At 65.2% G+C, this 24,384-nt stretch carries 21 protein-coding genes; 13 read left to right on the forward strand and 8 right to left on the reverse strand.

Annotation, left to right across the window (positions count from 1 at the left end):
- The 4 genes from U5760_RS08175 to U5760_RS08190 form a co-directional block, all read right to left on the reverse strand.
- Window positions 1–2,895, reverse strand: a complete 2,895-nt coding sequence (locus U5760_RS08175) for a tetratricopeptide repeat protein (protein WP_322010898.1) — start codon at window positions 2,893–2,895, stop codon at window positions 1–3.
- Between the two features lie 311 nt (window positions 2,896–3,206).
- A complete protein-coding gene (fliT, locus tag U5760_RS08180; RefSeq protein ID WP_322010899.1) occupies window positions 3,207–3,524 on the reverse strand; it encodes a flagellar protein FliT in 318 nt (105 codons plus the stop codon).
- A gap of 18 nt (window positions 3,525–3,542) precedes the next feature.
- Window positions 3,543–5,099 (reverse strand): flagellar filament capping protein FliD, encoded by a 1,557-nt coding sequence (fliD, locus tag U5760_RS08185; protein ID WP_322010900.1) that lies wholly within the window; start codon window positions 5,097–5,099, stop codon window positions 3,543–3,545.
- Between the two features lie 173 nt (window positions 5,100–5,272).
- Window positions 5,273–6,748 carry a flagellin gene (locus U5760_RS08190; protein WP_322010901.1) on the reverse strand — a complete coding sequence of 492 codons (1,476 nt, stop codon included), beginning with the start codon at window positions 6,746–6,748 and terminating at the stop codon, window positions 5,273–5,275.
- 241 nt (window positions 6,749–6,989) lie between these two features.
- Between U5760_RS08190 and U5760_RS08195 the strand changes: the two genes are divergently transcribed.
- Entirely contained in the window at window positions 6,990–7,931 is a 942-nt protein-coding gene (locus tag U5760_RS08195) for an aldo/keto reductase (protein WP_322010903.1), read from the forward strand.
- Window positions 7,932–8,338: 407 nt separating this feature from the next.
- Window positions 8,339–8,551, forward strand: coding sequence for a 30S ribosomal protein S21 (rpsU, locus tag U5760_RS08200; RefSeq protein ID WP_006401410.1), 213 nt, complete (start codon window positions 8,339–8,341; stop codon window positions 8,549–8,551).
- 119 nt (window positions 8,552–8,670) lie between these two features.
- On the opposite strand, the gene U5760_RS08205 is transcribed toward rpsU, so the two are convergent.
- Window positions 8,671–9,273: a DNA-3-methyladenine glycosylase I gene (locus U5760_RS08205; protein WP_322010905.1), complete on the reverse strand. Its 603-nt coding sequence runs from the start codon at window positions 9,271–9,273 to the stop codon at window positions 8,671–8,673.
- A 160-nt stretch (window positions 9,274–9,433) separates the two neighbouring features.
- Between U5760_RS08205 and U5760_RS08210 the strand changes: the two genes are divergently transcribed.
- Both U5760_RS08210 and U5760_RS08215 read left to right on the forward strand, forming a co-directional pair.
- Window positions 9,434–10,318: a BadF/BadG/BcrA/BcrD ATPase family protein gene (locus U5760_RS08210; protein ID WP_322010907.1), complete on the forward strand. Its 885-nt coding sequence runs from the start codon at window positions 9,434–9,436 to the stop codon at window positions 10,316–10,318.
- A 126-nt stretch (window positions 10,319–10,444) separates the two neighbouring features.
- Window positions 10,445–11,257 (forward strand): Cof-type HAD-IIB family hydrolase, encoded by an 813-nt coding sequence (locus tag U5760_RS08215; RefSeq protein WP_322010908.1) that lies wholly within the window; start codon window positions 10,445–10,447, stop codon window positions 11,255–11,257.
- A 39-nt stretch (window positions 11,258–11,296) separates the two neighbouring features.
- On the opposite strand, the gene U5760_RS08220 is transcribed toward U5760_RS08215, so the two are convergent.
- Together U5760_RS08220 and aqpZ are read right to left on the reverse strand one after the other, a co-directional pair.
- The gene (locus tag U5760_RS08220) at window positions 11,297–11,998 is read right to left on the reverse strand and encodes a histidine phosphatase family protein (protein WP_322010910.1); all 702 of its coding nucleotides are present in this window, start codon (window positions 11,996–11,998) and stop codon (window positions 11,297–11,299) included.
- A 155-nt stretch (window positions 11,999–12,153) separates the two neighbouring features.
- Window positions 12,154–12,894, reverse strand: coding sequence for an aquaporin Z (gene aqpZ / locus U5760_RS08225; protein ID WP_322010912.1), 741 nt, complete (start codon window positions 12,892–12,894; stop codon window positions 12,154–12,156).
- A 283-nt stretch (window positions 12,895–13,177) separates the two neighbouring features.
- Between aqpZ and U5760_RS08230 the strand changes: the two genes are divergently transcribed.
- A complete protein-coding gene (locus U5760_RS08230) occupies window positions 13,178–13,474 on the forward strand; it encodes an H-NS histone family protein (protein WP_322011090.1) in 297 nt (98 codons plus the stop codon).
- Between the two features lie 176 nt (window positions 13,475–13,650).
- Here the strand turns inward: U5760_RS08230 and U5760_RS08235 are convergent, their stop codons facing one another.
- Window positions 13,651–14,715, reverse strand: coding sequence for a glycosyltransferase family 4 protein (locus tag U5760_RS08235; RefSeq protein ID WP_322010914.1), 1,065 nt, complete (start codon window positions 14,713–14,715; stop codon window positions 13,651–13,653).
- A gap of 589 nt (window positions 14,716–15,304) precedes the next feature.
- On the opposite strand from U5760_RS08235, the gene flhD reads away from it, so the two are divergent.
- From flhD to U5760_RS08275, 8 genes are all read left to right on the forward strand, one after another.
- The gene (gene flhD / locus U5760_RS08240; protein ID WP_322010915.1) at window positions 15,305–15,622 is read left to right on the forward strand and encodes a flagellar transcriptional regulator FlhD; all 318 of its coding nucleotides are present in this window, start codon (window positions 15,305–15,307) and stop codon (window positions 15,620–15,622) included.
- A gap of 238 nt (window positions 15,623–15,860) precedes the next feature.
- Complete coding sequence (flhC, locus tag U5760_RS08245) at window positions 15,861–16,403, forward strand: flagellar transcriptional regulator FlhC (RefSeq protein WP_322010916.1); 543 nt, start codon at window positions 15,861–15,863, stop codon at window positions 16,401–16,403.
- A gap of 287 nt (window positions 16,404–16,690) precedes the next feature.
- Entirely contained in the window at window positions 16,691–17,551 is an 861-nt protein-coding gene (gene motA, locus U5760_RS08250) for a flagellar motor stator protein MotA (protein ID WP_322010918.1), read from the forward strand.
- 34 nt (window positions 17,552–17,585) lie between these two features.
- On the forward strand, window positions 17,586–18,689 hold the full coding sequence (gene motB / locus U5760_RS08255) for a flagellar motor protein MotB (RefSeq protein WP_322010921.1): 1,104 nt from the start codon (window positions 17,586–17,588) through the stop codon (window positions 18,687–18,689).
- 39 nt (window positions 18,690–18,728) lie between these two features.
- On the forward strand, window positions 18,729–19,103 hold the full coding sequence (locus U5760_RS08260; protein WP_322010922.1) for a response regulator: 375 nt from the start codon (window positions 18,729–18,731) through the stop codon (window positions 19,101–19,103).
- A 76-nt stretch (window positions 19,104–19,179) separates the two neighbouring features.
- Window positions 19,180–21,585 carry a chemotaxis protein CheA gene (gene cheA, locus U5760_RS08265; protein ID WP_322010924.1) on the forward strand — a complete coding sequence of 802 codons (2,406 nt, stop codon included), beginning with the start codon at window positions 19,180–19,182 and terminating at the stop codon, window positions 21,583–21,585.
- Window positions 21,586–21,660: 75 nt separating this feature from the next.
- Entirely contained in the window at window positions 21,661–22,191 is a 531-nt protein-coding gene (locus U5760_RS08270) for a chemotaxis protein CheW (protein WP_322010926.1), read from the forward strand.
- 175 nt (window positions 22,192–22,366) lie between these two features.
- Window positions 22,367–24,256 (forward strand): methyl-accepting chemotaxis protein, encoded by a 1,890-nt coding sequence (locus U5760_RS08275; RefSeq protein ID WP_322010927.1) that lies wholly within the window; start codon window positions 22,367–22,369, stop codon window positions 24,254–24,256.
- Window positions 24,257–24,384 lie beyond the last annotated feature (128 nt).

A 24,384-nucleotide genomic window follows, 5' to 3' on the forward strand; every position in this document is an offset into this window, starting at 1 on the left:
TCAGTGCGGCAATTCGGGCACTTCGAACGACTCGGGCGGCAAGCCCTCGCACCAGCGGCGCCACATCACACGCAGCGCGCGGCTCAGGCCCCCGGCTACGGCTTCGGGCTGGAACATGGGCGATTGCGCGCAGCGTTCGCGCATGCCTGCACGCAGTGCGGCGAGCTTCGCGGGATCGGAGCCGAGCGCGACCGCGCGGCGCACGTAGTCGTCCTTGTCGGCAGCGATAAAATCGAGCAGACCGACGTGCGACATGGCCGTGAGACCGCTGCGCCCCGGTACGGTCTGCGACGGCAGCGTCAGCGTTGGCACGCCCATCCACAGCGAGTGAAGCGCGGTGGTGAGACCGGAGAACGGGAAACTGTCGAGACAGATATCGACGTGGTGATGCTGTTGCAGATAAACGGGCACGCTCGAGCGTGGGCGGAAATCGAGTCGGTCGCTTGCAATGCCTTCGTCCGCGAACCACTGCGCCACTTCGCCGTTGCCGCCGTCGCGCGGCATGGCGCCGATCAGCATGCGCGCGGTTGGCATCTCGCGCAGGATGCGAGCCCATAACGCGATCACGTCGCGGCGCAGCTTGTCGAGCCGGTTGAAGCTGCCGAAGCTCACATAGCCGTTGTGCAACTGGGGCAACAGGTTGACCGGCGGGCAAAGGCGGTCGGCTTCGAACGGCGCGAGTGCGGGCAGGTAGGCGATCTTTTCGGTAAATTGATTGCGGAACTGGTCGGACGGGACCCAGAAGCGGTCCGCGATGAAGTAGTCCACCGCATCCAGGCCGGTCGTTCCCGGATAGCCGATCCAGCATGCCTGGATCGGCGCCGGTTTGCGTGCGAGCGCGAGCAGCCGGTTCATCGCCGTGTGGCCGGAGAGGTCGATCAGGATGTCGATGCCGTCCGCGCGGATGCGTTCGCTCGCCTGATCTTCGGTCATGCCCACGACGTCGGTCCAGTGTGCGAACAAGCCGCGAAGCCGCGCCGTCACCTGATCGTTTTTCGCCGTATTGGAATAGGCGTGCAGAGAGAGGCTGGAATCGCGGCCGAGCGGTGCGAGCACCGGCTCGATGAAGCTCGCAACGGCGTGATGGCAGAAGTCGCCCGAGATGAAGCCGATGCGCAACTGTCTTTGCGGATCGCGGCTGTTCGTGTGCGGTTTCCAGTGCGGCTTGAGCGGTACCTCGAAGTGTTCGGCGAAGCGCCGGTGTGCCGCGAAGACTTCGGCCGGTGTGACGGTTTCGCTATGCGTCAGGCAGAACGCGAGATTGTTGTACATCATCGCGTTGTTGGGATCGGCGTCGGCTGCCTGCTGGAACATGGCGGCGGCGGCGTCGAGGCGCCCTTGCTTCATCAGCGTTACACCCAGCGAATTATAGGCGAGCGGGGCTTGGCTGACCTCGATCGCGCGCCGGCCAAAACGCTCGGCTTCGTCGAGCCGTCCCAGTTCCATCTGGATGACACCCATCAATCGCAGGCCTTCCCCGTGATCGGGACTGACCTCCAGCAGGTGGCTGCAGTTCTTGTAAGCGCCTTCGAGTTCATGTCGCATCTGCTCGAGGCCGGCGAGCACTGCGAGCGCATCGACGTCGTCGGGCATCAGGGCCAGGGCCTTGCGGCAGTTCGCCATGGCTTCGTCGTAGCGACCGAGGCGGTGCTGCGAAATGCCCACGACCTTCCAGGGAAATCCGTGCCACGGATAGCGTGCGGCGACTTCGAGGCCACCCTTGAGTGCGGCCTCGATCTTGCCTTGATTAAAAATCGTCGCGAGCGCCTGAAACTCGTTTTCTTCGGCTTTAGTGAGCGGCCGCGCCCGAATTGCGGCCCGGGCTGCCGGTGCATCATCTTGCGGGGCCGATTGGGAGGCGACCGGTCCGGTGGCTGGCTCGATCGCTGGCGCAGCTACTGAAACCGGCTGCGCATCGGCCTTCGGCACCTTGACGGCCTGCTGCGTTGAAACCTGCGTCATGATGTTGATGAGCGCATCGATCGCCGGGCCGGAGAGGCCGCGTTGCTGTGCCATTTCGAGCGCCAGCCAGGCCGCTTTCAACTCGTCGTTTTGCAGCAATCCGTCGATGTAGTTTGCCCAGTACTGCAGATTGTTCGGATCGGCGCCGATAGCCTTTTCCAGCAGCGGAATCGCCGCAGCGGGCTGGCGCAGGCGAATCGCAATGACACCCAGCGCATGGTTTGCAGCCGGATGATCGGGATAGGCTTCGAGAACGGTCCGATAGTGCGGCACGGCCTCTTCGTAGCGCGCGGCGTTGTTGAGCGCGGTGGCAGTGCGCATCGCACGCGCGGCGTCGAGGTGGGCACCGAGTTCGCGATCCGTTGGGCAGAGCGCATGCGCCTTCTCGAGCAAGCCGAGTGCGCCGTCCAGATCGCCCCGCCGCAGATGAGCATAAGCTACCGTTTTCCAGCCGAGTTCGTGATCCGGGCAGGCTTCGGTCATCTGTTTCGCGAAGGCTTCTGCCTTGTCGTTCTGGCCGCGTGCGAGCAACGATTTTATAGCCGAAGCAAGACCGCTTGCGGTGGGATCGTTGCCGTGGGCGTCGAGCGATGTCTGGGCGCCATCGTCGTGCGCGGCGCGCAGCGAGAACCCATAGGCGCGCGCCGATTCGCACGCGAGCTGGGCCTCGTCGTGCTGCCCGCCCATGATCAGTGCATCCACGTAGCTCGACCAGAGTTGACGGCGCTGTGGGGCGGCATCCACTGCCGTCCTGAACAGTGCAATGCCCTCGGGTATCAACCCCATCTGGAGATGCAGGAGACCAAAATTGTGGTTGGCGTCGGGATTCCCGGGTTCGCTCAGCAGAATCGATCGGTAGATCGCTTCCGCTTCGGCGTAGTGCTCGGTGCGGTGAAGGCTGACTGCCTGCTGAAGTTCTGCGTCGATGGTCATTTCGGTCCTCGATTGCGCGCGTTCGGCTTCGATCCGTTGTCGGGGAGGGATGCGGCGCGCGACCGGACCGGCCGCGCGTTGGCAGCGCTCGAAACGGGCGCATTTTCCTGTGCTTAGTCTAGTGAGGCGGCCGTGGGACGATTGGCCGAGCAAAGGCCGGATTGCCCCGCTTTTCGTGGTCGTGCGGGGAGGCGAGTGACGGGGCCAGAAAAGAAAAAGCCCGCGCGAGGCGGGCTTTCGACTTCATGACCAACCCGGCGGAACCGGGTTCGGGCGAACCAGCGGGCGCAAGCCGCCCGAAAGCCCGATGTTCAATAACGCGCCATGCTTTGGTACTGGCGCGCGGCATTCATGCCGGCAACGGCCGCGTGATATTCCTGCGACAGTTCGGTCTGCGCCGTGCGCGCAGCGTCGAGCCGTGCGATGTCGAGCGCCCGGATACGCCGAATCAGTTCGAGCGAGGCCGGCTCCTGCCCCACGGCAATGCTGTGCAGCAGCGGCGAACGTTCGCTGGTGAGGCGCGATGCGCGCCGCCAGTCGGAGAGCTGGACGGCCTCTTCGATTTCCAGCGTCATCGCATAGACCCGCTCGACCAGCTGTGCCTGGTTCATCTGCGCATTCGCATTCATTGCCTGCTCCTTGACGGATTACGACGAGCTCTTGTTGAGCGTGCCCGAGCTGTTGGCGCCGCCGAACAGGGCGGTCAGGTATTGCTGGTTGCTGTTCGTGGTCGCCATCAGCGTGTTCAGCGCCGTGAATTCCGCATTGTATTGCGACGTCAGCTGGTTCGAATAGGCCGTGAGCGCGTTGGTCTGCGTGGTGACGCTCTGCAGGTCGGCGGTGAGCGCGCTGGTGCGCGTGTCGAGCAGACCGCCCGTTTGCGTGTACGGCGTGGTGGCGGCGTTGATCTGCTGCGCGATGCCGTTGGTCAGGTTGAACACGGCGGCCACTTGCTGCGGGTCGCTCTGGACTGCCGTGTTGAGCGTCGACGAATCGAGCGAAAGCGTGCCGTCCGCATTGAGCGTGATGCCGAGCGAGGCGAGCGTGCCTGTCGCGCCGTCGCTCGAAACGCTGCTGCTCACGATGTTGCCGAGCGCGACCTGCAGGCTGGTCGTGAGCGAATCGCCGAGCAGCGGGCCGCCGCCGGAGCCCGCCGAGGCCGTCGAATCGAACGACGTGAGCGAGCCGATCGTGCTCATGAGCGAGTTGTAGGCCGTCACGAAATTGCTGATGTCCGTGACTTCGGTGGACGTATTGGCCGCCACCGTCACCGTCTGCGAGCCGCTCGTCACGGCCGCCGAGGTCAGGTTCATCGTCACGCCGCTGATGACGCTGCTCACGGTGTTGCTCGAGCTCGTGGCCGTCGCGCCGTTGACCGTCATGATCGCGTCGAGCGCGGCGGACGTCTGGGTCCAGGTGCCGCTGGCCGGGGTGATCTTGGACGTGCTGTTGGCCGTCGTATCCACGGCGGGCGTCGTCGACACGTCGAGGCTCTGGAGCGCGGCGCTCGACGTCGAGCTCGCCGAAACGTTGATCGTGTTCGACGCGCCGCTGTTGGTGGCCTGGAGCACAAGGTGCTGGCCGTCCGAGCCGGTGATCACCGAAGCCTTCAGGCCCGGATTGTTGTCCGCCGAATTGATGGCCGAGGCGATTTCACTCAGGCTGTCGTTCGACGAATTGATGTTGATCGACATCGAGCTGCTGCCCACCGAGATGGTCAGCGCGCCGGTGCCGAGCGAGGCCGCCGCGGTCGTCGAGAACGCGCTGGAGGTCAGCGTCTGCGAGCTCGCGATCTGCGAGACGTTCACCGTATAGCTGCCCGGCACGGCGCCGCTGCCGGCCGTGGCCGCGATGCCGGTGCCGCTGGCCGTCGCCGTGAAGGCGGTGAGCATCGAGCCGTTGCTGAGCGGCGCGGAGGCGACCTGCAGGCCCGAGATCGAGGCCATGAGCTGGCCGATTGCCGTGATCTGCGTGTTGTCGTTGGTCGATTCCGCGGTCAGCGTGGACGTTTGCCCGGCGACCTTCGCGGTCACGAGTGCGGAGACGAGCGACTGCACGTCGAGCGAGCTGTTGCCGGTGGAGCCGCCGATAATCGACTGGGCGGCTTCCTGCAATGCGCTCTGGGCTGCGGCCTGCGCGGCGGCGGCCGCCTGCTGCGCCGTGGTGGTCGTCGTGCTGCTGGTCGAGGAATTGACTGTCGACATGGGGGCTCCGTACTCGCTCGTGAGGGCGTGACTGCCGTTGGTTCCGGACGGGTGATCGAGGTTCGAAAAACTGCCCGAGGCGCCGTGACTGGGGCAAAAATGGCTGCGCGGGCGCGCCGTGTCAGTTGCTCACGGCGCGCCCGCGTCTATGGACCTGGGTCCGTTTGACTACCTTACTGCAGGAGCTTCAGAACTTGCTGCGGTTGCGAGTTCGCTTGCGCGAGCACCGAGATACCGGCTTGTTGCAGAACCTGTGCCTTCGAGAGGTTGGCGGTTTCTTGCGCGAAGTCTGCGTCGGTGATCTGCGATTGTGCGCTCGACAGGTCGGTCGACTCGGCTTGCTGCGACGTTGCGATACCCGTCAGACGGTTTTGCGCTGCACCGAGCGTTGCCTGGATGTTGTTGATCGTCGCGAGTGCGTTGTCGATCGATTCCATCGCCAGGTTTGCGCCGGCCGTCGTGCTGACGTTGACCTGGGCAACTGCAGTCGGCTGGTTCATGTAGTTGATCTGTTGCAGCGAGTCGCCGGTTGCGCTGGCGGTGGTCGTTGCGGCCGAGCTGCTTGCGCCGTAGATCGTGCTGGCCGGCGTGCCTGCTGCACCGAAGCTGATGCCCGTGCCGCCCGACGAGAAGATCGCTGCAGCAGCTGCGCTTTGCAGCTGGTTGCCGTTCTGGTCGAAGTACGAGAAGCCGCCCGTGCCGTTCGACTCGACGGTGATCGACGTGATGACGTTCGCTGCACCTGCCGAAGCTGCCGAACCCGTTGCTGCGTTGAGGTTCAGGCCCGAGAGAACGCCCAGAACCGTACCCGATGCCGAGCTCGAGCCGCCGCCCGTCGTGAAGTTCGAGTTGATCGCCGACAGTTCGTTCTGCAGGCTCAGGCCGTTGCCCGTGCCGCTTGCCAGACCGATGCTCGAGATACCGTTCGAACCGCCGGTGACGGTGAACAGGTTGGCCGTGACCGAGCTCGACAGAACCTGGTTGTTCTGGTCGGTGAACGTGAAGCCGCCCGTGCCGTTCGCAAGGATGTTGATCTGCGTGATCGCGCCCGCGCCGCCCGCCGAGTTCGCCGCGCCGGTCGAGGTCAGGTCGAGACCCGTGATCGTGCCGACCGTGTTGCCCGACTGCACCGTGCCGCTACCGAGCGAAGCTGCCGAAACGCCCTGGCTCAGGTTGATCGAGATGGTCTGGCCGACGTTCGCGCCGACTTGCACCGTCACGTTGCCAGCCGTGCCGTTCAGCAGGTTGATACCGTTGTACGTCGTTTGCGACGCGAGACGGTTCACTTCCGAGATCTGCTGCGACACTTCCTGTTGCAGGGCAGCCTGGTTGCTTGCCGACAGCGAACCACCTGCCGCTTCGTTGGCGAGCTGGCGGATGGTTTGCAGGCTTTGCGTGATCTGGCTCAGACCCGTGCTGGCCGTCTGCACCATCGACACGCCGTCGTTCGCGTTCGAAACGCCTTGCGTGAGGCCGTTGATCGCGGTTTGCAGGGTCGTCGAAATGGCGAGACCGGCTGCGTCGTCCGCTGCGCTGTTGATGCGCTTGCCCGAGGACAGGCGGGTGATGGCCTGCGAGAGTGCGCTACCCGAACCGTTCAGGTTTTCCTGAGCAACGAGCGACGGGATATTACTATTAATGCTGAGCATGGAATTCTCCGTAGAGGCTAGAGTCTGAAAAACCTGGCCACGTTGAAATCGGCGGAAGCTTTCTTTCGTTCATTGCTGGCCGCCTCAGTGAAGGATGACGGCGGGGGTGAAAAAAACTTGAGGGGCCCAATCGATAATCGCGACCCGATTGCGCATGGATCGCGGCTCTCCGGCCGCCGCGCTGCAGCGGCGGCGGGCGCGGCGTATGCTTTGTGACTGATTTCGACTGACGGGAGACGTCATGGAACTACGCAGGATCGGCAACTCTGCCTTGCAGGTTGCGCCGCTCATGTTCGGCGGCAATGTGTTCGGCTGGACCGCGGACGAAGCTACCTCGTTCTCGATTCTCGACGCCTTTACCGACGCCGGCCTGAACTTCATCGACACGGCCGACGTGTATTCGGCCTGGGTGCCGGGCAATCAGGGCGGCGAGTCGGAGACGATCATCGGCAAGTGGCTCGCGAAGAGCGGCAAGCGCGAGAAGGTGGTGATCGCAACCAAGGTAGCGAAGGATCCGCGCCGGCCGGGGCTCACGGCCGCCAATATCGCCGCGGCGGTGGAGGATTCGCTGCGGCGTTTGCAGACCGATTACCTCGACGTCTATTTCTCGCACGAGGACGACCAGAAGGTGCCGCTGGAAGAGACGCTGGGCGCGTATCGGCGGCTGATCGAGGCTGGCAAGGTGCGCGTGATCGGGGCGTCGAACTACAGCGGCGCGCGTCTGGAGGAGGCCCTGGCCGTGTCGCGCAAGGCGGGGCTGCCGGCGTATCAGATCATCCAGCCCGAATACAACCTGTACGATCGCGCCCATTACGAAGCCGACCTCGAACCCGTGGCGCTGGCCCAGAAGCTTGCGGTCGTGCCCTATTACAGCCTCGCGAGCGGCTTTCTCTCGGGTAAGTACCGCTCGCGCGAGGATCTTTCGAAGAGCGCGCGCGGCTCGCGGGTGGAAAAGTATCTGGACCACCGCGGCGTGCGCATCCTCGCGGCGCTCGACCATGTTGCGCAGCGCCACGGCGCCACGCTCGCGGCGGTGGCGCTCGCCTGGCTGATCGCGCGGCCGAGCATCACGGCGCCGATTGCCAGCGCGACTTCGCTGGAGCAACTGCAGAGCCTCGTGGCGGCGGTGCACCTGAAGCTCGATCCGGCCGATATTCAGGCACTCAACGACGCCAGCGCCTGATTCCGCTGCACAGACCGGACCGCGCAGATTACACGGATTACGCAGATTACACGGATTAAATAGCGCCGGAACGATGCGCTTCGGCTCGGGCACGCAAGTGTCTGAGCCGAATCAAGAAACTGTGGTCGGTACGATCTTTTCCTGATATCATTGAGAGTGAATTGAGATCTTTGCCTGTTTTGTTGCCGTGTTCGTTACTGTTGGCGGCCGCAAACCGGCGGTCAGGCGTGAAGCTGCAAGGCAAGCCTGGTCGCGTTCCGCAGTGAACCCCCTACTTCTCTTTTCCGGCCTCCGTGGCCGCCTTGCCTTTCGTTACGCCCCGTGCGGCGAACGACCGGAGGGCCGGTGCGCGAGCGGTTTTACGCTTGCGCCTTTGAACCGTATCAAGCGATTGAGTTAGGAAATACATGACGACGATTCTTCTGAAGGAAAACGAGCCGTTCGAAGTGGCGATTCGCCGCTTCCGCCGCGCAATTGAAAAGAATGGCCTGATCGCCGAACTGCGTGAGCGCCAGTCTTACGAAAAGCCGACGGCCGTTCGCAAGCGCAAGAAGGCCGCTGCTGTGAAGCGCCTCCACAAGCGCCTGCGCAGCCAGATGCTGCCGAAGAAGCTCCACTAAGCTTCTGTCGCGCTCACTGCTGTACCGCCAGACGGCGGCGCAAGCTACTCTGGAAGCTGCGCCGCCGTTTGCATTGGTGCGGCCCGAAGAATGTTGATCCGGACCGGCGCTCCGGGCGTTCAGGCTTTGGCTTTGCTCGCCGTGCGTCCCTTCTTTCCCTTCGCCGCACAGGCCGCCCGGCACATGCAGTCGCGCTCGTGGTCGTTGACCATGCCCACGGCCTGCATGAACGCGTAGCAGATGGTCGTGCCCACGAACTTGCAGCCGTACTTCTTGAGCGCCTTGCTGAGCGCATCCGAGACTTCGGTGGAGGCCGGTGCGTCGCGATAGGACGGCCAGTCGTTCTGGATAGGCGTGTCGTTCACGAACGACCAGATGAACTTTGCGAGCGAACCGTGCTCGGCCTGGATTTCCTGCACCGCGCGCGCGTTGAGGATCGCCGCTTCGATCTTGGCGCGGTTGCGCACGATCGACGCGTCCTGCATGAGCGTTTCGACCTGTTTCGGCGTGAAGCGCGCCACCTTTGCGACGTCGAAGCCGGCGAACGCGCGCCGGTAGCCCTCGCGCTTGTTGAGAATCGTGGACCAGGAGAGGCCCGCCTGCGCACCTTCCAGCACGAGCATTTCATAGAGGTGCTGGTCGTCGCGTGACGGCACGCCCCATTCGGTGTCGTGGTAATGCGCGAGCGCTTCGGTCGTCGCCCAGTTGCAGCGGTGAGTCACGGTGTCTTCTCCTTGCCTCGGATTCGGTCAGGCCCCGTCAGCATAGCGGATCGGCGTTGCGCCGCCACCCTGGCCAAGTGGCCGATTGTGCGAACGCGCGAGGTCCGTTAGTCTCTGCGGCAACTCATCACGACCTCGCGCGCAAGCCGCGCTCATCATCATGCAGACATACACCTGGCTCGTTGGCGTGGACGGCGGCGGCACCGGCACGCGTGTGGCGATCGGCGACGCGCAGGGCGCGGAACGGGCGCGCGCGACGGCGGGGCCGTCGGGACTCGGTCTCGGCATTGCGCGCGCGTGGGAATCCATCGAAGCGGGATGCCGCGCGGCGTTCGAGAAAGCGGGGCTCGCTTTCGACTGGTCGCACTGCGTGCTGGGTTGCGGGCTCGCGGGCGTGAACAATCCCGACTGGCTTGCCGCCTTTCGCGAGCAGGCGCCGCCGGTGGCGGGGCTTGCGGTGGAGAGCGATGCTTACACCACGTTGCTCGGCGCGCACGGCGGCGAGCCCGGCGTGGTCGTCGCACTGGGCACCGGCAGCATCGCGGCGGTACTCGATGCATCGGGTGCGTGCCGGATTGCCGGCGGTTTCGGTTTTCCCTCCGGCGATGAAGCGAGCGGCGCCTGGTTCGGCTTGCGCGCCGTCGTATGGGCGCAGCAAGCGCTCGACGGGCGCGCGCCGTTCGACGCCTTCGCTCAGGCGCTGCTCGCCCACACAGGCGCTACCGATCGCGACAGCCTCATTGTCTGGCTGTGCGCCGCCAATCAGACGGGGTACGCGAGTCTTGCGCCGGTGGTGCTCGCTCACCGCGAGCATCCGTTCGTGGCGAAACTGCTGGCCGAAGCCGGCGAGGCCATCGCGAAGCTGATCGTTGCGCTCGACCCCAGCACTACGTTGCCGGCCGCGCTATCGGGCGGTCTTGGCCAGCCGCTGCGGGAATGGGTGCCGCAAGCGGTTCGCGAGCGGCTGCGCGCGCCGCTGGCCGATTCCACGAGCGGCGCGCTCATGCTGGCGCAGCGCGAGGCCGCGCGGCTCGCCGGGGCTTGATGCTGTGCAGTGGCACACCACCGACCACCGCTGACCAGAGCGCGGGCGCCCGCGTTTGCGCCTTGCGGCCCCCGCGTAGATGCTACGATTGGACGTTTCTCGTCCTCGCTGCCCGCCCCCTCTCCCATGTACCAGGTCATCGCCACCGATCTCGACGGCACGCTGCTCAACTCGGATCATCAGCTCGATCCCTTCACGGTCGCCACGCTCAACCGGCTCGATGCGCAGGGCCTGCCGTTCATCATCGCCACGGGGCGCCATTATTGCGACGTCGCGGGCATTCGCGACGTGCTCGGCATTCGCCCGTATCTCATCACGTCGAACGGCGCACGCGTACATGCGCCTGACGACACGCTCATTCACGCCCGCAATCTGCCCGAGCCGGTGATCCAGCGCCTCGTTGCACCGGATGTGACGGGCGAGCATGGCCGCGTGATCGTCAGCCTGTTCTCGGACGATGCCTGGTTCATCGACCGCGATGCGCCCGAGCTGCTGGCATTCCATCAGGACTCCGGTTTTACGTACCGCGTCACCGACCTGCGCGCACACGACGGCGTGGGCATCGCCAAGGCGCTCTATATCGGCGACCCCGCGGATCTCGCGCACATTTCGCGGTGTCTGGAGGAAGAGTTCGGCGACACGCTCTACATCACCTATTCGCTGCCCGACTGCCTCGAAGTGATGACGGCGGGCGTCTCGAAGGGCCGCGCGCTGCGGGTCGTGCTCGAACGACTGGGCGTTGCCGCCGCGGGCTGCGTGGCGTTCGGCGACAACATGAACGATATCGATCTGCTCGAAACCGCGGGCCATCCGTTCATGATGAACAACGCGAATCCCGACCTCATCGCGCGCCTGCCTGCCGTGCCGCGCATCGGCAACAACTTCGAGGCAGGCGTCGCGCATCATCTGCGCAAGCTCTTCGCGCTCAGCGACGCTTAAGCCGGCTTGATTAAGCCAGCTTGACGGCGTGGGCCGGCGTTACTGCGCGGCGCCAGGCAGCGCGGCGCACGGGCAATCCGCGGAACGGCCGTCGAGGCCCTCGTGGTCGTGCGCGAAGCTCACGCGAGGTGCGTCGCCGCTCCAGTCGATGCGCAGCACGTAGATGCTGTCGAAATCGGCGCTCTTCCACTTCGGCACGGTGGCCGCGTCGCCGCCGTGCGCGCTCACGATCTGGCGCACGAGCGTTTCAATCTCGCGGTGTTCCCAGCCGACGAGCACCGTGCGGTTGCGCCACTTCGGATCGACCAGCGCGTCGCCCAGCTTGCTGATTTGCGAATAGCCGTACGGCGTCTGCACCGGCAGGCCGAACTGGATCGCGGTGGGCTCGACGGTCGCGAGCGGGCGCACGTAGTAGTACGGTTGGCCGCCGTCTTCCTTTTGCTGGCCCGGGTCCGGTGCGTAGACCGCGTCGGGCTTGCCGTACTTCGCCGCGATCACGGCCGGCAGCGCGAGCGCGCGGTTCAGGCCTTTGCAGTTCAACTGGCCGAGGCCCGCAGCGGGCTTTTCGCCGTGGCGCACGAACACCAGTGTTTCTACGTTGCTCGCGCTCGCCGGCGTGGCGGCATCGGCCGCTTGTGCGCCGGCGCTGGTCGTCGCCAGCGAAGCCGTGACCAGGGCCGTTGCGAGAGCAGGCGTGAAGCTCGAAGCAAGATGCATCAGCCGGATGTGTGAGCGCTTCATGGTGCGGACCCTGGACGGTGGAGGTCGATGAGTCGCCCGATTCTAGCAGTGCCGCTGCGTCTCGCCGGGCGGCGCCCGCAAGGTCTGTGCGCTCCTTGTGCGCTCGTGATAAACGGCAAACGGGCGCCGAAGCGCCCGTTCGATCGATGCGGAAATCAGTTCGCGTAGCTGCGGCCCGCGATCGCGGAGCGCTGGCCCACGATGGCCGGGTAGATCACGCCCGCGATGATCGCGCCCAGGATCGGCGCCACCCAGAAGAGCCAGAGCTGCGAGATCGCTTCGCCGCCGACGAAGAGGGCCGGGCCGGTCGAGCGCGCCGGGTTCACCGAAGTGTTGGTCACCGGAATCGAGATCAGGTGGATCAGCGTGAGACACAGGCCGATCGCGATGGGCGCGAAGCCGGCCGGCGCGCGCTCGTCGGTGGCGCCGAGAATCACGAAGAGGAAGAAGCCCGTCATCACGACTTCGCAGAGGAAGGCCGCCGCCATCGAGTAGTGGCCCGGCGAGTGCTCGCCGTAACCGTTGGTGGCGAAGCCGCTCGCCACGAGGTCGAAGCCGGGCTTGCCCGTGGCGATCAGGGAGAGCACGAACGCGCCGAGGATCGCGCCGAGCACCTGCGCGACGATATACGGCAGCAGGTCGCGAACCGGGAAGCGGCCCGCGACGGTAAGGCCCACGCTCACGGCCGGATTCAGATGGCAGCCCGAAATATGGCCGATGGCGAACGCCATGGTGAGCACGGTCAGGCCGAACGCGAACGCCACGCCGACGAAGCCAATGCCGAGACCGTGAACCGGGCCGGCAAAGCTGGCCGCAAGCACCGCGCTGCCGCAGCCGCCCAGCACGAGCCAGAAAGTGCCGAACAGTTCGGCGGTGAGTCGTTTGGATAAGTGCATCTCTGATACCTCGAAAGTCGATTTGAAGTGGCCGGTAAAAAATCCGCTTCCTGCCAGTCGCAGATTCTAGGCAGTCGTGCAGTTCGAGACTGTGGAGAATTGTCAATTCCGGCGCGAATGATCGAATTATTGCGCGGGGCGGACGCCGGATTTCACAGTGCTGGCCAATCGTTAAATATCGGAAATGTCCTGATAAAACCGTATTAACAGCGATTGCTAATTCCCGTATTTACGTCTAATCTCCGTTTGAGTTGATTTGCTTGACAATGAAGGGGGAAAAGAAATGTCGCAATATTCAGAACTCAAAGCCCAGATCGCCAGGCTCCAGGCCCAGGCCGATGACGCGCGGCGTACCGAAATTGCGGACGTCATCGCCATGATCCGCGAGAAAATTGCCGAGTACGGGTTGAGTGCCCAGGATCTGGGTTTCGCGGCGGCCGCGCGGCGCGGACGCCCGCCCAAGAAGGCGCCGCTGCCTCCGCGCTATCAGGATCCGAAAACCGGCGCGACGTGGAGCGGGCGGGGCAAGCCGCCCAAGTGGATCGCGGGCAAGAATCGCGAACGTTATCTGATCGGTTAGCGCAGGCGGCTTGCGAGCCGCTTACGTTATCGTGAAAAAGAGCCGCGTGGATCCACGCGGCTCTTTTTTAAGGTATGTCCGATAATTGCGCTAAAGCGGCATACGCAAACGATACACCTCGGGTATTCGTCGGTTTTTATCCGGAATTCGAGTGCGACCCGGACGCGATCTCATTATCAGCCCGCCGCAACACGGCGCAGCATCGGCCGGCGTTCGGCTTCGATCAGCGCTGTATACGTTTCCACGTAATTGCGGGCCATCGTATGCGAGGTGAAACGGCGTTCGAACTGGGCGCGAATCGCTTCGCGTGAAAGCGAGTCGATATTCTGCAGTGCCGCTACGGCACTCTGTGCATCTTCCACGATAAAACCCGTTATGCCCGGTTCGATCACTTCCGGCACCGAACCCCGATTGAACGCGATGACCGGCGTGCCGCAGGCCATGGCTTCGATCATGACGAGGCCGAACGGCTCCGACCAGTCGATCGGGAACAGCAGCGCTTTGGCGCCCGAAAGGAACGCGGGTTTCTGCGTTTCGTCGATCTCGCCGACGAATTCGACATGGGCCTGCGAGAGCAGCGGCTCGATCTCGGTCTTGAAGTAGTCGCGGTCCACCTTGTCCACCTTGGCGGCGATCTTCAGCGGCAGGCCGGAGAGCGCCGCGATCCGGATGGCGGTGTCCACGCGCTTTTCCGGGCAGATGCGGCCGAGGAACGCGAGGTACTCGGGCTTTCGGCCCGGTTCCGGCGTGAGCAGATTTTTCGGCAGACCGTGGTAGATCGTGTTCTGCCAGTTGGCTTGCTGAAGCGGCTGGCGCTGCGAATCCGAAATCGATATCACCGGCGCCCCCGGGAACGAGTCGAACACCGGCTGCAGTTCGGGCAGGTCCAGCCGGCCGTGCAGCGTGGTGACGAACGGCGTGTCGAGCGTCGAGAAGAGCGGAAACGGTAGATAGTCGAGGTGAAAGTGCAGCACGTCGAATTCGTGAGCCGCGCGGCGCACGCGTTCGAGCAGCACGATGTGGGGCGCCAGGGCGTCGCGAATGGTCGGATCGAGCCGCAGCGCGCGTGGCCAGGCGGCTTCGAGCTTCGCCGAGGTGACCGAATCGCCGCTGGCGAACAGGGTCACGTCGTGGCCAAGATCGACGAGGGCCTCGGTCAGATACGAGACGACGCGCTCCGTGCCGCCATAAAGCTTGGGCGGAACGGCTTCGTAGAGCGGCGCAATTTGGGCGATTCGCATGAGTTGGATCTCCTTGGAGCCTGGGCCGCGACGGTTGACGCCTGAGCATCGTTCTGCGGCAAGCGCCACGCGGGAAGGGCGGACGCAACGGTATCGACAGATATCGAGATATCGGGTTATCCCTGAGTCCCATTATGAAGATGTGACTCGCCGATACGAGTTCTTTTGCAAACACTTAACCTTGTTACAGCGGGAAACACCGTCCCGCCGGCATTTCGCGGCCCGCGCGCCGAGGCGGGCCGACGCTCATCAGCAAACGGCGTGCCCGTCGGCGGGCAATGCGGCACGCAAGTATTACAAGGTAATGAAATCGTTTTATAATCCGCGCATTCCGAGGCCATCTATGCGCATGACATAGCCTGCGCGCCCCTCTCTCCTCCTCCCGCCTCGTTGTCAGAAGAATTCCTACACGGTTGCGAAGCGATTTCCTGCAAATCGTCGCGGTGTCCGTCCGATTTCCAGTTGCGCACGGCCTGGCCACAATGCCGCTATGACCATAAACGGGCCGCTTGCCCAGATTTGTCTGGACGCGAGCGAGCAAACGTTTCCGTAACCGGCCTGACCAGCCGATTTGCATTCGGGGGTATCCATGAGCGCGACGACTCACAGCGACATGCTCAGCGAGATCAAGGAAGTGAACCTGTCGTACCTGTTGCTCGCGCAACGCCTTTTGCGTGAGGACAAACCGACGGGCATGTTCCGTATGGGGATCTCGGAGCAACTCGCCGAGGTCCTCGCCAATCTTTCGCTGGCACAAACCGTCCGGCTCGCCGCATCGAACCAGGTGCTCTGCCGTTTCCGGTTCGACGATCACGCCATCCTTAGCGCACTGGCCGAGAAGGGCAAGTCCGCGCAAGCGCATTCCGCCATCCTGATGGCGGGCCAGCCCGTCGCGCAGTTCGACTGAACCACCTGACGTTGCAGCACACCGCCTTTCGCGGCTGCCCTCGCGACTGAGCGGGCGCGGCTTTTTGCCCGGGTCCGGCTCGCGGGCCGGGCGGGCTCGTTGCGCCGGTCCGCCAATGCGCGGAGCAGAAAGCGGATCTCACTACGCAGACTTGCGCGGAAATACGCGGACCAGGAAAGCGAACCAAGGCGCAGACCAAAAGAGCGGACTAAAAAAGCGGACTAACAGCCGGGGGGCTATGGCGACAAAGAGCGTGGTACTCGAGGTCAAGGAGATCGCTCTCGCGATCGAGTTGATCGAACTCGGCGCACGGCTGCAACTGCTCGAAGCGGAAACTTCGCTTTCGCGCGACCGCCTGATCCGGCTCTACAAGGAGGTCAAGGGCGAATCGCCGCCCAAGGGCATGCTGCCGTTTTCCACGGACTGGTTCATGACCTGGCAGCCCAACATCCAGTCTTCGCTCTTCTACAACACCTTCCTGTTCATGAGGCGGCAGGCGCGGTGCGAGCCGGTTCACGCGATCGTGAAGAGCTACCGGCTGTATCTCGAGCACATGCAGTTGCAGGGCGACGAGCCGGTGCTGAGCCTCACCCGGGCCTGGACGCTCGTGCGCTATTTCGCCTCGGGCCTCCTGCAGATGACGCCTTGCAGCCGCTGCGGCGGTCACTTCGTGGCGCACGCCCACGACCCGCAGCACGGGTTCGTCTGCGGGCTGTGCCAGCCGCCTTCGCGCGCCGGCCGCACGCGTCGCAGCAGCGAAGCCGCCACGACCGAGGGCTGAGCGAAGCGGGCAGGGCGCCCTTTACTGGCCCCTTCACCTGCCCCTTCACCGGCCCTGAACCCTCGCCGGCCCTTCACCGGAGCGACCGGTCTCCCCGACCGGCCGGACATCCCGCCGACGTTGCACCAACAGCGTGCCGGCGGCGCCGCTTTGTCTGATCAATCTCCCCGCGGGCAAGCCCTAACGGGGCATACCCCAATCCCAAAGTTTTCCGCATCGATGCCGTAAACCAGCTAAGGACGCGGGCCGATGGCGGTTCGCGGCACTTTCTTAGTGAGGACCCAGCTGTGCTGATTTTCGTGGGAGTACTCGTGACGATTCTGTCCGTCTTCGGCGGTTACGCGCTCGAGGGCGGCCATCTCGGGGCCATGATGCAGCCGATGGAACTGCTGATGATCGGCGGTGCGGGCGTTGGCGCGTTCATCCTTGGCAACGGCATGAAGACGATCAAGGCGACCCTGAAAGTGGTCCCGACGCTCTTCAAGGGGTCGAAGTACAACAAAGACGTGTACATGGAGCTGCTCGCGCTGCTTTACGTTCTGCTCGCCAAGGCGCGCAAGGAAGGCACGCTCACGCTCGAGGCCGACATCGACGATCCGATGAAAAGCCCGCTCTTCACGCAGTACCCGAAAATTCTCGCCGACAAGCATATCGTCGAATTCCTCACCGACTATCTGCGCCTCATGGTCGGCGGCAACATGAACGCTTTCGAAATCGAAAGCCTCATGGACGAGGAAATCGAAACGCACCACCACGAAGGCCATGCGCCTGCGCATGCGCTCGCCAAGGTCGGCGACGCCATGCCGGCCTTCGGTATCGTGGCCGCGGTGATGGGCGTGGTGCACACCATGGCTTCGGCCGACAAGCCGCCCGCGATTCTCGGCGAGATGATCGCCCAGGCGCTCGTCGGCACGTTCCTCGGCATTCTGCTGTCGTATGGCCTCATCAGCCCGCTCGCGAGCGTGGCGGAGCAGCGCGTGGCCGAGTCCACGAAGATGTTCCAGTGCATCAAGGTGACGATTCTCGCGAGCCTGAACGGCTATGCGCCCGCCATCGCGGTGGAGTTCGGCCGCAAGGTGCTGTTCTCGACCGAGCGTCCGTCGTTCTCCGAGCTCGAAGAACACGTGCGCCGCGTGAAGGCGAAGTAAGGCCGCTCACGATGAAACCGGCAAGGAACGCACGATGAGCAAGGACAAGAGTCAACCGATCGTCGTCAAGAAGTCGGCGCCCGCGAAAGGCGGCCATCACGGCGGCGCGTGGAAGCTCGCCTACGCGGACTTCATGACCGCGATGATGGCGTTCTTCCTGCTGATGTGGCTGCTGTCCTCGGCCTCCACGACGCAGTTGCACGGCATCGCCGAGTACTTCAACCAGCCGCTGAAGATCACGCTCTGGGGCGGCGATCGCAGCGCGACGGATTCGAGCATCGTGAAGGGCGGCGGGCGCGACATCTCCACCGACGAAGATGGCGTCCAGCGTCGCACGGACGGTTCCACGGCGCGCGCCGAGCACACTGCCTCGAAGAGCGACGACGAGGCGATGAAGCAGCTGAAGGGCTCGCTCGAGCGCCAGGAGCAGGTGCGCCTGCACGATCTGCAGATCAAGCTGATGGCCGCGATCGAGGCGAATCCGGTGCTGCGCCAGTTCAAGCAGCAGATCCGCATCGATTCGACGCTCACGGGCCTGCGCATCGAGATCGTGGATTCGCAGAAGCGTCCGATGTTCGCCACCGCGCGCGACGTGGTCGAGCCGTACATGCGCGACATCCTGCGCGCCATCGGCGAGACGCTCAACGACGTGCCCAACCGCATCATCGTGCAGGGCCACACCGACGCCGTGCCTTATGCGGGCGGCGAGAAGGGCTACAGCAACTGGGAGCTTTCGGCGGACCGCGCGAACGCCTCGCGCCGCGAGCTGATTGCGGGCGGGATGGACGAAGCGAAGGTGATGCGCGTGATCGGCCTTGCCTCCACGCAGAACCTGAACAAGGCCGACCCGCTCGATCCCGAGAACCGCCGCATCAGCATTCTGGTGCTGAACAAGAAGTCGGAAGACGCGCTGATGCACGACGATTCGACCACCACGACGCTGTCGGACGATGCGGCCGGATCGGGCAAATCGCTGTCTCCCGATCAGCTGGTGCCGGGCGCGGCGCCCGTGAAGGTGCCGCCGGCGACGGCGCCCGGGCCGGTGAAGCTCACCCCGGTGGCCGCGCCGATGGTGTCGAATCCGGTGGTCGTGCCGGCGCCGCCGGCGGTGGGACCGGCGCAGCAGGCGGGGCACTGAAAGCGCGGCGGCAACAGGAATAGTGCGAGCGAGGAGCGGATGATCAGGAACATTCTGGCGATCGACGATTCGGCGTCCATGCGGGAGATCCTGCAGGCAGCGCTGGGCGGGGCGGGTTACGAAGTGACGCTGGCCAACGACGGCGAAGACGGGCTGGAGCACGCGCTCTCGCAGTGCTTCGACCTCGTGCTCACGGATCTGCACATGCCGCGCATGAGCGGCCTCGACCTGATCCGCAAGCTGCGCGCGAATCCTTCGTACCTCGAAACGCCGATCCTCGTGTTGACCACGGAATCGGACGAAACCTTCAAGGCGGCGTTGCGCGATGCAGGCGCGACCGGCTGGCTGGAAAAACCGGTGGACCCGGAACTGCTCGTCGATCTGACGAGCGCACTCGGCGAGACGGGCGCCTGACGGCGCAAGACTCGCGGCGCGCCCGACATGGACAGTACCGGCACCCCAAACAGGCATATATCGCGGTGAAAGAGGCATGACACTCGACATCACTCAGTTCTACCAGACGTTCTTCGACGAGGCGGACGAGCTGCTCGCACAGATGGAGCAGCTGTTGCTGAATCTGGACGTAGGCCGGCCCGATCCCGAGGATCTCGCGGCGATCTTTCGCGCGGCGCATTCGATCAAGGGCGGCGCGGCGACGTTCGGCTTCACCGCGCTCACCGAAACGACGCACATCCTCGAATCGCTGCTCGACCGCGCGCGCAACAACGAACTCGTGCTGCGCAAGGACATGATCGACACGTTCCTCGAAACGAAGGACGTGCTTTCGGACCAGCTGGCGGCCTACCGCGCGAGCGCCGAGCCCGACGCGGCCGCGGCGGCTGCCGTGCGCGCGAAGCTCGAACATCTCTATGCGGAAAGCCGCGGCCTGCCCGCGCCGGCAGCGGCGCCCGCACCGGCTCCGGTGGTGGCCGCTGCGGTGGCGCCCCCGCCGGTTGCCGCAAGCGCGTTCGAACCGGATAGCGAAGCCGATCTCGATGCGGCCTTCGAAGCGAACCTGCCTTCGGCCATGGCGGTTGCACCGGCCCCGGCTGCGGTGGCCGGCGCGCCCGAGCACGTGGTCGATCAGGCCATCGCGGCCGCACCGGCGCAAGGCGCGGATGCGGGCGCGGCAGGCGGTGCCGCCGAAGGCCCGCATCTGCGCATCACGCTGCGCCGCGTCGATCCGAAGGATCAGGAGCTGCTCCTCGAAGAGCTCGGCAACCTGGGCCGCGTGCTCGGCCAGGTGAAGACGGGCGACGACATCACGCTCTGGCTCGAAACCGACGTGTCCTCGGACGACATCATCGCCGTGTGCTGCTTCGTGATCGACGAAAGCCAGATTTCGATCGGCCGCGGCGCCGCGCCGCAAGGCGAGGGCGAAGCGGAGCCGGCGGTTCTTGCACCGGCCCCCGCGCCCGTTCAGGCTGCGGCACCGGTGAGCGCGCCGGCTCCGGCAAGCGTCGCTCCCGTCGCGGCACCCGTTGCGGCGGTGCCGGCTGCCGCACCGGTTGCGGCTCCCGCACTGGCGCTCGCACCGACAATCGCACCGGCACCCGTGCAGCAAGCGGCGCCCGTGGCGGCCGTTGCCGCCGCCCCGCAAGCCGCTGCACCGGCGGCCGAAGCCGACCGCAAGCAGCGCCCGGCCGCTGCGGCCGCATCGGCTGAAGGCAGCTCGATTCGCGTGGGCGTGGAAAAGGTCGATCAGCTGATCAACCTCGTGGGCGAGCTCGTCATCACCCAGGCGATGCTGGCGGAAACCACCAGCACGTTCGACCCGGCGCTGCACGACCGCCTCTTCAACGGCATGGCCCAGCTCGAGCGCAACGCGCGCGATCTGCAGGAAGCCGTGATGTCCATCCGCATGATGCCGATGGACTACGTGTTCAGCCGCTTCCCGCGTCTCGTGCGCGACCTCGCGGCCAAGCTCGGCAAGGAAGTGGAGCTCGTCACGTTCGGTCAGGCGACCGAGCTCGACAAGAGCCTCATCGAGCGCATCATCGACCCGCTCACCCACCTCGTGCGCAACTCGCTCGACCACGGCATCGAAACCGTAGAAGCGCGCCGCGCCGTGGGCAAGGACGGCACGGGCCAGCTCGTGCTCTCCGCCGCGCACCACGGCGGCAACATCGTGATCGAGGTGAGCGACGACGGCGCGGGCCTGCGCCGCGACAAGATTCTCGCGAAGGCCATGAAGCAGGGCATGCAGGTCAGCGAAAGCATGACCGACGAAGAGGTCTGGAACCTCATCTTCATGCCGGGCTTCTCCACCGCCGAGCAGGTCACGGACGTCTCGGGCCGCGGCGTGGGCATGGACGTGGTCAAGCGCAACATCCAGTCGATGGGCGGCCACGTCGAGATCACCTCGCATGCGGGCAAGGGCACCACCACGCGCATCGTGCTGCCGCTCACGCTGGCGATTCTCGACGGCATGTCGGTGAAGGTCGGCAACGAGATCTTCATCCTGCCGCTGAACTTCGTGATGGAGTCGCTGCAGCCGCGCCACGAAGACATCTACACCGTCACCAACGGCGACCGCGTGGTGCGCGTGCGCGGCGAATACCTGCCGCTCGTCGCGCTGCACCACGTGTTCAACGTGGACGGCGCGCGCACGGAACCCACCCAGGGCATCGTGACCATCATGGAAACCGAGGGGCGTCGCTTCGCCATGCTGATCGACGAACTGGTCGGCCAGCAGCAGGTGGTGGTGAAGAACCTCGAAACCAATTACCGCAAGGTGCACGGCATTTCGGCGGCGACCATTCTCGGCGACGGCAGCGTCGCGCTGATCGTCGACGTGGCCGCGCTCAACCGCGAAACGCGCGCGAGCCACGGTGTCAGTTCGGGCCACGGCGGGGGCGCGAGCCAGAACGCGGGCTCGTTCGCAGAATTCGCATGACCGCATGAACACATGAACACATGAAGCTCAAGCAGCGCTTTATCCCAACCATCTCCCAACAGTTCAGGGGCTAACGTGGCAGAAGTCCAATCCATTCATGGTGCCGGCGCAGCCGGCGCCGGCGCGCACCGCCGCGACGCGCAGCAAGCCGACGCGGGCGGTGCGGAATTCCTCGTCTTCACGCTCGGCGCGGAAGAGTACGGCATCGACATCCTCAAGGTGCAGGAGATCCGCGGCTACGAGAGCGTGACGCGCATTGCGAATGCGCCCGAGTTCATCAAGGGCGTCATCAACCTGCGCGGCATCATCGTGCCGATCGTGGACATGCGCATCAAGTTCCATCTGGGCCGCGTCGAGTACGACCACCAGACCGTCGTGATCATCCTGAACGTCGCGCATCGCGTGGTGGGCATGGTCGTGGACGGCGTGTCGGACGTGCTTACGCTGCAGATGGACCAGATCATGCCGGCGCCGGAGTTCGGCGCGACGCTCACCACCGAATACCTCACGGGCCTCGGCACGGTGGAAGGCCGCATGCTGATTCTGATGGACATCGAAAAGCTGATGACGAGCCGGGAAATGGCGCTCATCGAGGTGCTCGGCTAAGGCACGCGGGAACGGTTAATCGGGGGTGGTCCCTTCGGGGACCCGCGCGGGAGAGCGGAAGCCGCCGCCAAGAGCGGCAAACCGCCTTGTTCGTTGCCCGCCGCACCGGCCCGGCCGATCCGTCGCCCGACACGAAATTCGCCGAACGCCTCGCTACAGGACAGGAGCAATCGAGATGCTGCACAGGTGGTCGATCCGCACGACGCTCACGGGCGTAGGGGTCATTCTGGTTGCGCTGACCCTCGTGGTCGGTGCGCTCGGGCTCGTCGCGCTCGGCAATGCGAGCGACTCGCTCGGCACGATCGCGCGCGGCGATCTCGTCGCCATGCGCTCGCTCAACGACGCTTCGTCGTATCTGCTGCGCTCGCGGGTTGCGCTCGAACGCGTGAGCGCGCTGGCCGCCGCCAGCCAGACCGACGACGCGAAGAAGGCGCTCGATCGCGCCGACGAACTGCTCACCAAGGGCAACGATGCCTGGAAGGCGTTCCAGGCCGCGCAGAAGAACGGCCTCGACGCCGCCGCGCTCGACGCGCTCTCGCAAAAGCGCGCATCGCTCTTGCAGGACGGCGTGCAGCCCGAGTTCGCGGCGCTGCGCGCGAACGATCTGAACGCGTATCACGCGATTGCCGACACGAAGATCAGCCCGATGTTCGTGGACTACGACAACGTCGCGGCGCCGCTCGCGCAGGCGTTGCAGGACGGCGCCCAGGCGCGCGAGGAAGACGCGCGCTCGCAGATCGCGCTGATGCGCACGCTGATCGCCGGCACGGTCGTGGTCGCGCTGTTGATGGTGGTGCTGATCCGCTTCTCGCTGCGCGGGCTCATCGTGCAGCCGCTGAACGACGCCGTCGACTGCTTCGAGCGCATCGCCCAGGGCGACCTCTCGCAGCCGATCGACGTGTACAGCCACAACGAAATCGGGCGCCTCTTCGCGGGCATCAAGCGCATGCAGGAAAGCCTCATCAAGCTCGTGAGCGCCGTGAACACGGGCGCGAGCTCGATCGACATCGGCGCGCGCGAAATCGCGATGGGCAACACGGATCTCTCGCAGCGCACCGAACAGCAGGCCGCTTCGCTGCAGGAAACTGCCTCGAGCATGGAACAGCTCACCGGCACCGTGAAGCAGAACGCCGACAACGCGCGCCAGGCGAGCCAGCTTGCCGTGAACGCCTCGGACATCGCCACGCGCGGTGGCGACGTGGTGGGCGAAGTGGTGCATACGATGCAGGACATCGCGGCGAGCTCCGCGAAGATCGTGGACATCATCAGCGTGATCGAGGGCATCGCGTTCCAGACCAACATCCTCGCGCTCAACGCGGCCGTGGAAGCGGCGCGCGCGGGCGAGCAGGGCCGCGGCTTCGCGGTGGTGGCGGGCGAAGTGCGCAGCCTCGCGCAGCGCAGCGCGAGCGCCGCCAAGGAGATCAAGGAGCTCATCAACACCTCCGCGCAGAAGGTGCAGAGCGGCTCCGAACTGGTGGGCCGCGCGGGTTCGACGATGGACGAGATCCTCCAGGCCGTGCGCCGCGTGACCGACATCATGGGCGAGATCAGCGCGGCGTCGGAAGAGCAGTCGGGCGGTATCGAGCAGGTCAACCGCGCTGTCACACAGATGGACACCGTCACGCAGCAGAATGCGGCGCTGGTGGAGCAGGCCGCGGCCGCGGCCGCCTCGCTCGAAGAGCAGACGCGGCAGTTGCAGACGGTGCTCGGCATCTGGCGCACGGGGGGGCCGGGGGCATCGGGCCACGCAGGCGGCATGAGCGGCGCGGGTGGGGCGAGCGGGGCGAGCGGCGGCACGGCGAGCGCCAGCGTGCGCAGCACGGCAGCGCGGTCGGTCGCGCTGCCTTCGGGGGCATCGGCCAGCACGGCGCCGGCTGCTGCTGCGGCGGCCCGGCGCGCACCGGCTCCGGCCGCCCACGCCGCACCGGCCAAGAGTGCTGCCGAAGCCACGCCGGCGGCCGCCGCCGCGCCTGCGCACAAGCCGGCGCCGAAGGTGCTGCCGCAGCGCGTGGAACCGGTGGCGAAGTCGGCAGCGTCCGACGACGCCGACTGGGAAACGTTCTAGCCAAGACGATTTGACGACCTGAAGAGCAACCGCAATGCACACGAGCGCACAAGAACGTGATGAGTCGTTCCGCGCGGCAGTCCACGAGACCGCCGCCGCGCACGACGCGCTGCACGCATTGCGAACCG

It is taken from the genome of Paraburkholderia sp. J12 (genome assembly GCF_905220215.1).
Classification (GTDB): domain Bacteria; phylum Pseudomonadota; class Gammaproteobacteria; order Burkholderiales; family Burkholderiaceae; genus Paraburkholderia.